The 12,346-nt window shown below is 37.6% G+C and carries 10 protein-coding genes and 1 pseudogene; 4 read left to right on the forward strand and 7 right to left on the reverse strand.

What is annotated here, in order from left to right:
* Nucleotides 1-545 (forward strand): annotated as a pseudogene (locus F3D3_RS22225) (transposase); the annotation flags it as partial.
* A gap of 205 nt (nt 546-750) precedes the next feature.
* On the opposite strand, the gene F3D3_RS22230 reads toward F3D3_RS22225, so the two are convergent.
* The 6 genes from F3D3_RS22230 to F3D3_RS22255 form a co-directional block, all read right to left on the reverse strand.
* A complete protein-coding gene (locus F3D3_RS22230; RefSeq protein ID WP_069876636.1) occupies nt 751-1,671 on the reverse strand; it encodes a diguanylate cyclase in 921 nt (306 codons plus the stop codon).
* 55 nt (nt 1,672-1,726) lie between these two features.
* A complete protein-coding gene (locus F3D3_RS22235) occupies nt 1,727-4,822 on the reverse strand; it encodes an ATP-binding protein (protein ID WP_069876637.1) in 3,096 nt (1,031 codons plus the stop codon).
* Between the two features lie 45 nt (nt 4,823-4,867).
* Entirely contained in the window at nt 4,868-6,019 is a 1,152-nt protein-coding gene (locus F3D3_RS22240; protein WP_069876638.1) for a DUF917 domain-containing protein, read from the reverse strand.
* 134 nt (nt 6,020-6,153) lie between these two features.
* Nucleotides 6,154-6,636, reverse strand: a complete 483-nt coding sequence (locus F3D3_RS22245; protein ID WP_069876639.1) for a M48 family metallopeptidase — start codon at nt 6,634-6,636, stop codon at nt 6,154-6,156.
* 69 nt (nt 6,637-6,705) lie between these two features.
* A complete protein-coding gene (gene ppk2, locus F3D3_RS22250; RefSeq protein WP_207645408.1) occupies nt 6,706-7,635 on the reverse strand; it encodes a polyphosphate kinase 2 in 930 nt (309 codons plus the stop codon).
* Between the two features lie 87 nt (nt 7,636-7,722).
* Nucleotides 7,723-8,244, reverse strand: coding sequence for a helix-turn-helix domain-containing protein (locus tag F3D3_RS22255; protein WP_069876640.1), 522 nt, complete (start codon nt 8,242-8,244; stop codon nt 7,723-7,725).
* Nucleotides 8,245-8,455: 211 nt separating this feature from the next.
* Between F3D3_RS22255 and modA the strand changes: the two genes are divergently transcribed.
* The 3 genes from modA to F3D3_RS22270 are packed head-to-tail and all read left to right on the forward strand — an operon-like array spanning nt 8,456 to nt 11,113.
* Entirely contained in the window at nt 8,456-9,310 is an 855-nt protein-coding gene (gene modA / locus F3D3_RS22260; RefSeq protein ID WP_242877190.1) for a molybdate ABC transporter substrate-binding protein, read from the forward strand.
* A 41-nt stretch (nt 9,311-9,351) separates the two neighbouring features.
* Nucleotides 9,352-10,035 carry a molybdate ABC transporter permease subunit gene (gene modB / locus F3D3_RS22265; RefSeq protein ID WP_069876641.1) on the forward strand — a complete coding sequence of 228 codons (684 nt, stop codon included), beginning with the start codon at nt 9,352-9,354 and terminating at the stop codon, nt 10,033-10,035.
* Between the two features lie 4 nt (nt 10,036-10,039).
* The gene (locus tag F3D3_RS22270; protein ID WP_069876642.1) at nt 10,040-11,113 is read left to right on the forward strand and encodes a sulfate/molybdate ABC transporter ATP-binding protein; all 1,074 of its coding nucleotides are present in this window, start codon (nt 10,040-10,042) and stop codon (nt 11,111-11,113) included.
* On the opposite strand, the gene F3D3_RS22275 is transcribed toward F3D3_RS22270, so the two are convergent.
* Nucleotides 11,110-12,138, reverse strand: a complete 1,029-nt coding sequence (locus tag F3D3_RS22275) for a 3-deoxy-7-phosphoheptulonate synthase (protein ID WP_069876643.1) — start codon at nt 12,136-12,138, stop codon at nt 11,110-11,112. The two genes, F3D3_RS22270 and F3D3_RS22275, sit on opposite strands and share 4 nt — an antisense overlap.
* Between the last annotated feature and the right edge of the window lie 208 nt (nt 12,139-12,346).

Below are 12,346 nucleotides of genomic sequence, written 5' to 3' on the forward strand. Positions count from 1 at the left end.
AAAAGGGACCTAATGATGTTAATCGATTTATCAAAAGAACGTCTTCTTCCAAAATGGGCGACAAAGTTATTGATCGTTATGCGCTTGACCAAGATGCCATTGAGGCAGAAGAAAAATACGATGGTTATTACGCAATAGCTACTAATCTTGATGATTCTGCAAAAGATATTATTGAAATCAGTTCTAAACGATACAAAATCGAAGACTGTTTCCGCGTTATGAAAACAAACTTTTCAGCCCGTCCTGTGTTTCATCAGAACAAAGAAAGAATCATCGCGCATTTTATGATATGCTACACAGCTCTTCTAATCTATCGCTTGCTAGAAAAGAAACTAGACTTGAATCAAACTCATTTTTCTGTTGAAAACATTGTTGAAACTCTAAAAAATATGGAAATAGCAAATATCGAAGATATGTGTTATATGTCAACCTACACATGCTCTCAAGTTTGCACGGCGTTAAACACTGTATTTGATTTAGAACTGAATAAAAAGTATTATCAACCAAAAGAACTCAACAAAAAAATTAAAAAAATTTTAGGATAAGATTTCCGTACAACAAAGTCAACACTAATAAAGAGGTCACAAACAGCCATTTAAAGCCATTTGTAACCTCTTTTTATTTTCAAACTGTCGAAAACGGGATTATATCACAATTCCTACGGTTTTGCTAGGCAATTTTGAAGAAGTACCCTGCAAATTTACAAAAATACATTTTTATTCTATATTCTGCAAGTGTTCAAATTAGAAATTAATCCACCTTACTTTTATGCCATTTCGTCATATTTTTGCCACACGCTTTTGCTTCATACAGTTGTTGATCTGCCATTTCAAACATCGAAACATGACACCCTAACGCATTTGGAATTAGTGTTATGCCCCCAAGACTCACTGTGAGCACCTTCTTGACAGGAGAACATTCATGCATAATATGGAGTTCTTCCACAGCCATTCTCACTTTCTCTGCAACCTCAAAACCACCTTTCCAAGTGGTTTCTGGCAATAAAATAGCAAATTCTTCACCACCTATTCTCGCTGCGAAATCAGCCGAACGCCCGAGCACATTTACAAATACATTTGCAATGGACTTGAGCGCCACATCGCCTGTACCGTGCCCATAGTAATCATTATACTGTTTAAAATAATCCACATCGGCGATAATGAGAGATAAGGGCTTGTTGTGTCTTACACCGCGATTCCACTCCTGAGCAAATCTTTCTGAAAAACTTCTTCGATTTGGAATTTCAGTTAAGCCATCCAGCATAGCGATGCGTTCTAGTAACTTTCTTTGTGTGACCAGTTTCATATGCGTTCGCACTCTTGCCTTTATGATGGAAGCGTTATAAGGTTTCACGATATAATCCACAGCGCCAAGCATCAGGCCCTTCTCTTCATCTTTGACCTCATTAAGTGAAGATATAAAGATAACTGGGATTTCTTTTGTCAGATCATTGTTCTTAAACGCTGTGATAATACTATAGCCATCTAAATCCGGAAGCATGATGTCCAGCAATATAAGGTCTGGTATTTGATTTTCGGCACGTTCAATAGCACGTGTGCCATTTTTTTCGAGTATTAAAGTATACTCATCTCTCAATATTTCCACTAATATATTTAGATTAATCGTCTCATCTTCTATTATCAATATGGTTTTCTTATCTGCTTTAGCCATTGATGTACTCCTAATTTTTATCATCGGTTAGAGTGTCAAAAGCAAATTTTAACACTCAACGACCATTGAGTTCCGATTCAATTTCATCTACCGTTCTTAATGCTTCATAAAAATCATAATTCTCAATTTGATCGATTAAGATTTCACCCAGATGCATCCAAGGTTTATGATTCATGGCATTTCTAAGTGAGGGTATATACAATTCTGTTTCGGAACTGCCTTCTTTTAAACGCTTCTTGACGATTTCCAGCAAGGCATCCAACTCTAAATTGTTCTCTAAAATACTTATGTGCTCATGAGCTTCATCAGGACCCTCACTTAAGGTATTTTCTAAATTCACAATGTCAGAAATTACCCTCTTGAATTCTTCTGAAAACGCTTTTAAACTGTTACTATTTTTATCCAAACTGCCTTTGTTGAGGTCGTTTTCAAGCGATTGAGATACAATGAATAAATCCATCGCCCCTAAATTTCCAGAGGTTCCTCTAATCCCATGAATGATCCCTTTCACCTCACTGAACTCACCTTCATCAATTGAGGATATCAGTTCAGCTTCAACATCCTGATATCTATTATAAAAGTCTTTTAAAAGCTTTAGATATAAATTCCAGTTCCCATGTAGTGCTGCAATGGGCGCTTTTGTTTGAAAACTGAGAAGCTTGCTGGATATTTCATTTCGCTCACAGTAGAGTTCTGTTTCAACTTCAACAATCTCTAATTTTTTAGGGATCCATTTCATTATTATATTGAAAAATGCGGTTTCCATTATGGGCTTACTCATATAATCGTTCATGCCAACTTCAAGACATTTAATGCGATCTGCCTCCATAGCATGAGCCGTCATTGCTATAATGGGCAAATTCTCTTTTGATTTAAGAGCTCTAATTCTTTTCGTCGCTTCTAAACCGTCTAAATCAGGCATTTGAATGTCCATAAGCACTAGGTCATAGTCATACTGAGAGATCGCATTTATAGCGGTAATACCGTTTATTGCAGTATCCACATAAAATAAGGGATGTTCTAAAAGCTCTCTGACAATTTGTTGATTAATCAGATTATCTTCCACCAGTAAAATACGAATTTCTGCATCGGTATCAATACGCTTTGTGACATTACTCCCCACGCGATTAAAGTCTCTAGTCGATTCAGGGTCAGCAGTATTTTCATTATTATTATGCTCTAAATCAAATAAGGCTGTAAAATAAAATAAACTGCCTTGATTGATTTCACTTTCAACCCAAATCTCTCCAGACATCAATTCCACAAATCGCTTGCAAATCGATAAACCAAGCCCCGTACCCCCGTATTTTCTCGTGATTGTGGCATCTGCTTGCTGGAAGGGCACAAAGAGTTTCTCTATTTTTTGCGGCGCAATACCAATGCCAGTATCTTTTATTTCGAATTGGACCCGAATCTGTGTCTCCTTTAATTCTAAAATACTTGCGGAAACAATTACTTTGCCCTTTTCAGTGAATTTGATCGCGTTGTTGACCAAATTGGATAAGACTTGTCTAACTCTTAGTGAATCCCCAATTAAGATAGCAGGCATATTGACATCGTTCTTAATGATGAGCGTCAAACCTTTTTCAGCACATTTATATCCCAGTTGATTTGACAGCATTTCAAAGACTTCTTCAAGTTTAAAGGGCATGTGTTCCAAGCTTAACTTACCTGCCTCAAGCTTTGATACATCTAGTACATCATTGATTATTTCAAGTAAATTTTCTGCCAAGCTTCTGATTTTATGTGTATAATCACTTTGTTTTACGTTTAGTTTGGTCTTAAGCATCAAGTATGCCATGCCGATTATGCCATTGATCGGTGTCCTAATCTCATGGCTGATCATCGCTAAAAAACTACTTTTGGATTCTGTTGCTTCATTTGCTTTAATCCAAGCGATTTCAAGTTCATGATTTTTAGATTCAAGTTCTAGGTTGCGCTCTATTAATTCAGTGGTTCTTTGGCTCACCATGTTTTCTAGATTTCTATTGTAATCTTCTAGGGCAAGCTTTTGATTTTCGATTTTAAAAAAGCTGCGATTAATTTCCTGTACCATTATGTTAAACGATTTGGCAAGCTCACCTACCTCATCGTTAGAATCAATATCTACTTTTACATCATAGTTGCCTGCTGTGATCTGCTTTGAAACAGCTTTTAACGCTTCAATTGGTTTTGTCAACTTTCTACTAAAATAGAAAATACTCAAGATTAGAAAAATCAATACGATTAGGATTCCTAATACAGTCGTCTGCCAGAGCTCTGTCAATTGTGCTTCTAAGAGTTTCTCATCATAAATAATTTCAATGACGCGATCTGTATCTGCCATTGTACGTTCCCTATTTTGATTGAGATCAATATAGAGGTATTTTTTTCTGAGCTTATCGGTGCCAATGCTTTCGTAATTTTTTTCAAGTTTTGCCCTTCTTACAATTTCAAGACTCTCTTCTGTGGGTTCATAATTGAAACCACTATCCACAATTTGATAGCCATAGGCATCAAACATCTTAATATCCACAATCATAGGTGATATCTCAGTCATTTTCTTGATGATACTGTTGGGGCGTAATTCTTCCGTAACGGCATCGAATCCATCTACACTATACGCGACCTCCAGCAGATAATTCTGATCTCTTGTGGGCATATAGGCAAATTTGCTGAGTTTCCCTGTCCCCACATTGGTCCTAACTTGTTCAAACCATATTTCATCCCCGTTTCGAATGGCATTAATTTTCACACCTAAACTGGGATCAAAATCTGTGAAATTGAATTTTAGCGCTTCCTCAATCGTAGATTTTATGATGACTGTGTTCAAATCAATCACCATAAAATCATACGCACTGCCCTGTTCTAATTTGAGTTGATTTACATCCACAAGGTCTAAATTGCCGTCAGCATCTGTATAAAGCTCTAAAAAAGCTTGTGCTTTCTCTTGTAGATCAGATTCCAATCTAATTTCAAGCATTCTATAGCCTGAATCAATTAGATTAACGATATCTAAAATATGAGCTTCAACGTTTTGTCTGGTCTCATCATAATACTCTAACATATTGCGCTTCATGATATTATAATGATAAAGCGAACTCGTTATAAGCAAAATGACCGTTACTGGCAGTATTGTCATCAGAATCCGAAAACGCAATTTTTCCCCCATAGATTAACTTCTCCTCCCATAGATCCAAGCTTTTTTATTTATTCACTAGGACTTGTGTAGTACTTCTATGGTAATATATGCCCCATCATAAACATTTAACACTTTTAATTCATGCATAAAACTATTTACGATACTCTTTACGCGCATTTTTGCATCCGCCGAGATGCCAAGAATGGTCACTTGGTCTCCTACTTGTATTTCAACATTGCTCATTGCACCTTGATTTCCGATATAGCAGATAGAATCTGGTGCCATTGCCCATATCTCCCCATTTAAAGTCGCAAACAAATTTTCATTTTCATAATCCAAAATCATAGTGTTGCCTTTACTGTCTTCTAAGATCACTTTTCCAAGATCCAAATCCGCATCTGCATCCGTTGGTTTAATAATTTGTGTGATTTGGGCGATGCCAAAAGTGTAGCATGCTTTCCCTTGGTCCGTTAGTAGTTCAACCACTCTTGGCACTGGATCTACTTTGCTATCAAGCGCATCTACGATTGCCTTTCCAGCATAATAGGACAGTGTCAATGTGCCCGAAATAATTGCATTTGGCAAATCGTTAGAATCCATCATATAAGTTGCAAGTCCACCCATTTGTCCAAATGTAGGCATGGATAAAATTTCGAGACAATAGGCTTCAAGGGCATCAGCCATTTCGTCTGGTTCTAAATCTTTAAGCAAGATAATATTGTCAACCGTTGGAAGTCCTGACTGTTTGCCGTTGGATAATGCCGCTGGAGAAGGTGAAATCACTTGAGCATAAGTGGTATTTTGAATTTTCGGCACTGCCCGCCCTGCACCATCGCCATCTACTATAGGTATGTTTTTTCTAACAGCCACAGACATTGGCACTACACTGTTGCCACCACCAAGTTCAATCAGCATTGCATATGTCAATGGTTTAAAATTGCAAAGTGCATTAAAAGCATTGGTCGGTGTTTCAAGGTCTATGCCCCCAGCACCTGCAGAAGGAGAGCCCATAAATGCCACAACTGCACCACTTTGATTGCGTTCTTCAGCAAGGTCCTTCACTTGAATGATCTCCACTGGCTTATTATAAGATAAAATGTCTTGTATAATTTGCATGCCTGCAGCAACAGGGCCACCACCGCCACTTCCGAAAAGGGCCCCCCCCATCACTATGTATTCAAAATCCTTTTTTGTCACTAATCTTTTAATTGGCGTTAACTGATTCATAAAAAGCCTCCTCTTATTATATATTACATTTTATTCATTACTTTATTATAACTTGTATTGTCTTTTCATAACAGTACAAATAAAAAAGAACTGCCTATTTCTTTGACAGTCCCTTCTTTATCCTTGTCATTCAATTATGTTCTGGTTTTTTCGGTGCCAAGCATCGGCATAATCTGCTTATAGTCTGGGCAATATTTACCGACTAATCTCCAAAACGATCTATCGTGATTGAGATGAACCGTATGGCAAAGTTCATGTACTATGACATAGTCAATGGCCTTAAGCTGAAACATTGCAAGTTGCCAATGAAAAGTAAGTTGCTTTGTACTGCTACAACTTCCCCACCTTTGAGGATGTGTCTCAATCGAAAAACACTTGTACTTAACTTTCATCAATGCTTGGTAATGCTTTAATCTTTTATCAAGTAACTTATTAAGCGCTCTTATATAAAACTGCTTAAGCAACAATTCAAGATCAAAATCTGCTTCTGGTGATGTCTTCACTATAAATTGATCGCCATCAAACTCTATACTATTTTTTATTGTACACGCGTCAACCCGTACGACGATTGGGTAAAGATTTCCTAAATAATAACCTTTTTTATGAGTCTCTTTCATGCCTCTATTCCTTCTTTTGATTTCTCCTCATTATACATGGATAAGTCAACTTTGGGAATAAGGAAGGGATTAATGTTTCTTTTTGCGTTTTCGATCTTTTTTGGTAGGTCGATTTCTTTTAGAGTCTTTTCCAAAGGCTTCAGCTTCATCATTTGCTTCATCATTTGCTTCATTTCTTTTTTCTTTATACGCATCTTTTTCTTTTTTTGATGTTGCAAGCTCACTTGCAACATCGGGAATATAGGTTTGAGAATCAATCGGCGGTCTTATGTAGCCCGTATTCTCCTGTCTATTTGGCAACTCAAGTTTTTTATGCTCAACTTCTTGATACGGAATCAGGGATAACAAATGAGAGATACAATTGATCCTAGCATTTCTCTTAATATCAGAATCAATCACATGCCAAGGCGAGGATTCCGTATCCGTATACTGGAACATGATGTCTTTTGCCTTTGAGTATTCAACCCATTTAGATCGCGCTTCTAAGTCCATATCACTCAATTTCCATTGTTTAGTTGGATCGTTAAGCCGCGCTTGAAAACGCGCTTCTTGTTCATCATCGCTGACAGAAAACCAATACTTGATTAAAATAATGCCCGATCTGATCAATTGATTTTCAAATTCTGGCACTGACTTTAAAAATTCCCAATATTCTTCATCTGAACAAAATTCCATTACGCGCTCTACACCCGCTCTGTTGTACCAGCTTCTATCAAAGAGCACCATTTCGCCTGCACTTGGCAAATGAGCAATGTACCTCTGAAAGTACCACTGAGTGCTTTCTTTTTCGGTGGGTTTGGGCAATGCAACCACTCTACAAGTTCTAGGATTCAAACTTTCAGTGATCCGTTTTATAGCCCCTCCTTTTCCTGCTGCATCTCGTCCTTCAAAGATCACCACGACCTTTAAGCCCTTATGAACAACCCATTCCTGTAATTTGACGAGTTCTACTTGTAGCCTTGAAAGTTCTTTTTCATAGGCCTCTCTTTTTAACTTCATCATGTACCTCCTTTATTGTTCTCTAATTATATATACCAAAAAATATGTCATTCTAACATAGACATTTTTGAAATAATGAATGGCCTCTTATTTATATACTTTTACCGCCACCGATTTAAAGACTGCAAAGAGGGTTGACCCTTTTTTAATCTCAAGCGCTTTAAGAGAGGTCTTTGTGATTTCTGCCACAAGCTGGATGCCAATATCCAATATGATTTTGACACTTAAATCACCTTCTATAATTTCAAGTACTTTTCCTTCCAGTTGATTCCGTGCACTACACTTAAATGTGCCCATGCTCAAAATCACATCTTCTGGTTTTATGGCTATTTTCACAACGCCCTCGTGTGCTGTTGTCACATGAATTTTTATCTGATCCACCAAAACAACAGTTTCTTGATTTTCGATGATAACTTCACCTGTATAAATGTTTTCAGACCCTTTGACTTTGAGCAGATAATAGTCAAATTGTGATTGAGAAATTCTAAGACTTTTCCCAATGCGGTGTGCTTCCAGTTCACCACGTTTAATAATCTCATAAATCGTATTCTTTTTGAGTTTAAGAATACTGGCAATCTCTTCTGGTGTATATAAGATATCAGAATTCATTTTTACCTCCCCTTTTATTCATCGACAGTTTATTAATGGACAAGCGCTCCCGTCGCAATATTAAATCAACAGTTCTCGTATTGCTTTTCATTATATAAAACTTTATAATGAAAGACAATGATATTAGCTAACAATGAACAATACAGAACAAAACACAACTAATGGTAATTTATGTTTTTTTGCGCATCATTCTATTAACTCGGAGGTATTTATGAAAAAGATTATGACCCCTTCATCAAAAGTATCATTTCGCACTTTGATCACACTCATGTTAGTTACTTTATGGATACTCAGCGGATGTCAATCAAAAGCAACCGCTGCAAATGACACGTCTGCTGAACCCACTTCAGATTTAAAGAACACGCCTGAATCAGTAACACTTACAGTTTCTGCAGCCGCGAGTTTAAACGAAGCTTTAACTGAGATAAAATCACTTTATGAAACACAGTATCCAGGCAAAAAACTCTTGTTGAATTTCGCCAGTTCAGGCAGCTTAGAGCAGCAAATTGAACAAGGTGCAGAAGTAGACGTCTTCTTATCGGCTTCTCCTAAATACACAAATCTCTTAAAAGATAAAGGCTTAATTCTAGAGGATACACTTATTGATCTGCTTAAAAATGAAATCGTTCTTGTCACAAATGTTAATTCACCGCTTGCAGATTTGAAATTTGAAGCCCTAGGAAGCGCAGACTATGATAAAATAGGAATTGGAGAACCTTCAAGTGTCCCTGCAGGTCAATATGGAGCAGAGATTTTGACCACACTGGGCATTAAAGATGACGTCTATACCAAAGCCGTTTTCGCAAAAGATGTAAAGGAAGTCCTCACATGGGTAGAAACTGATAATGTGGATTTTGGCATTGTTTATTCAACTGATGCTGTTAATTCTAAAAATGTAAAAGTGCTTTCTGCCGCACCAACAGATTCACATAAAGCGATCCTATATCCTGCTGTCGTTATAAAAGAGAGTAAACAGCCTGATGAAGCAACTCATTTCTTAAACTTTTTGAGTGAAGAAGATACCATGGCTATTTTTATAAAATACGGCTTTTTATCTGCACAATAAAGGATAAGATCATCTACTATTAATCGTATGGAGGCACTGCAATGTCATTTGATTTTACCCCAGCATTGATTTCATTAAAAGTCACCTGTGTTTCAACTGCCATCACATTTGTCATCGGCCTTTCGTTATCATGGTGCATGTGGCAATATAAAGGCAAATTCAAAGCACTCATTGACGGGATTATTACATTGCCCCTTGTGTTGCCCCCTACGGTTGCTGGATTTATGATCTTGCTCCTTATCGGGAAAAATGGCCCTATAGGTAAGTTTCTTGATCTATTTGATGTTAAAATTATATTTTCGTGGTATGCAGCGGTCATTGCATCCGTGGTGGTTTCACTGCCACTGATGTATAAAACGGCTCTTTCTGCTTTTGAACAGCTTGATCCAAACATAGCGGACGCCGCTCGAACTTTGGGCGTCTCTGAATGGACCGTCTTCTCGAAAGTCTCCATGCCGCTTGCATGGCCTGGTATTGCCGCCGCAACGGCATTATCTTTTTCGAGATCTCTCGGCGAATTTGGCGCCACACTGATGGTTGCTGGCAGTATTCCAGGTAAAACCCAAACCATTCCAGTAGCCATCTATTTTGCAACTCAAAGTGGCGATATGAATTTAGCCTTTATATGGGTTATGATCATCTTCTCAATCTCACTGGTTACACTGGTCTCCATGAATTATTGGAACCAATATCAATTTACTAAAAAACTTGGCACTAGGAGGTAACTCTTTGAGCATTCAAATCGATATCCAAAAAAAATTACAAGGGTTTCACCTCGATTTATCACTTCACACAGAAGCGTCCATCCTTGGTATATTAGGCGCTTCAGGTTCAGGTAAGAGCATGTTGCTCAAATGTATTGCTGGACTTATAAAACCCGATGAAGGCCATATCGAAATCAATGGGAAGACTTTTTTCAATAGCACCTCTCGCATCAATCTAAAACCAAGGGACCGTAAAATTGGCTATGTCTTTCAAAATTATGCACTCTTTCCGCATTTGACGGTAAAAGAAAACATCGCCTTTGGATTACACCACAAACGTGATGATCAAGCGACAAATCTCATCAACCTTATTTCGAAACTTCACCTGAATGGTCTTGAGTATAAGTATCCGTCTCAAATTTCTGGTGGTCAACAACAACGCGTAGCACTTGCACGTGCTCTTGCAACCAATCCAGATATGCTTTTATTAGATGAACCTTTTTCAGCGCTGGATGAACACCTAAGAAAAGAAATGATAAAGGAAATGGCACAATACCTTGATCTTTTTAAGGTCAAAACACTCTATGTAACGCATCAGATGGATGAAGCCTATTATCTTTGCGATGATATTGCGGTTATCAAACACGGCCGAATTGACAACATCAGTCATAAGAGTACTTTATTCAATAATCCTTTAACTCTGGAATCTGCCAAAATCACAGGTTGTAAGAATTTCTCTAAATTTGAATCAACCGCATCAAACACACTATTTTGTAAGGATTGGGGCATAGCGTTACCGATGGGTGAAGCAATACCACTTACCTCTACAAACTGCTCCACTCTTGGCATCCGCAATCATCACCTGAAATGTGTGGATCCATCAGAAAATCCTACTTCACCGAATCAGATTAAAGGCTGGATTTCAGATATTGTGGAGATGCCCACACAATCAACTCTTTATGTGAAATTTAATCAGCCCCCTCATGGTCCAGAAGATTATCATATCCAGCTTGATGTGCCGCATGAAAAAAGAGCACAAATAAAAGAAGTGCTCTTCATTGAATTTCCACTAGATAAACTCCTCTTTCTAGAGGATTAAAGCTGATCTGCAATTTCAAAAATCAATCTCTCCGACTGATCCCATCCAAGGCATCCATCTGTTATCGATTGACCAAAAGTAGTGCCCGTCACAGGTTGAGTACCTTCCACTAAATAGCTTTCGATCATAAGACCTTTTATAATTTTGCAGATACTTTCAGAGTGCTTCATATTTCGGATCACTTCATGTGCAATTCTCGGTTGTTCCTTATAGTGTTTCATAGAATTCGCATGGCTACAATCCACAATTACAGCTTGATTTGCAAGACCGCGTTCTTCATATTTTTTAGAAACATACCTTAAATCTTCATAATGATAATTAGGAATATTTCTACCGTATTGATTAACAGCGCCTCTTAGGATTGCATGCGCTAAAGGATTCCCTGAAGTCTTCACTTCATGCCCCTCATGAATAAATTCATGTGGAATTTGAGCAGCTTTTATAGAATTTAGCATAACGCCAATGTCACCACTTGTTGGATTTTTTAATCCTACTGCGCCATCCACACCGCTTACAGTCAATCGATGTTGTTGATTCTCAACTGACCTTGCCCCTATTGCAATATACCCTAAAAGATCTTCCACATAACCGAGGTTATTCGGATATAACATTTCATCTGCCGAAGATAAATGTGTATTCTCTAGCACTTTGAGTTGCATGTTGCGTATTGCTTTGATCCCAGCTGTAACATTAGGCGTTTCATTGGGATCAGGCTGATGCATCATGCCTTTATACCCTTCACCTGTGGTTCTTGGTTTATTCGTATATACCCTAGGGATGATCAAAATTTTATCTTTAACCTTTTCTTGAATTTCTGCGAGTTTGGTGACATAACTCAAGACTGCATCCTGATCATGAGCCGAACAAGGTCCAATAATCAAAATAAAGCGTTTATCCTCACCCGTGAAAATAGACTTAATTTCTACATCACGCTTTGCTTTAATTTTTGCTAAGTGATTTGGGACAGGAAGCAAATTTCTGATTTCATCTGGTGACAATACTTTATTTACTAATTCGAATGCCATGTGGTTCCTCCTAATATTGACCATTGTACCTTCACTATTTTAAAACACTCTTATCCATCATGAGATAAGAGTGTTTACATTAAACAAATAGAGTTTGACTGATATCGCCTGTCAGGCGTGCATGCTCATACTTATCGCATAGACATACAATGGCTTAATTTCAATAGTTTTAGTAAAGAATACAACTTGATCAAAGGTCTGTCAACCC

The sequence above is a fragment of the Fusibacter sp. 3D3 genome (genome assembly GCF_001748365.1).
Taxonomy (GTDB): domain Bacteria; phylum Bacillota; class Clostridia; order Peptostreptococcales; family Acidaminobacteraceae; genus Fusibacter_A.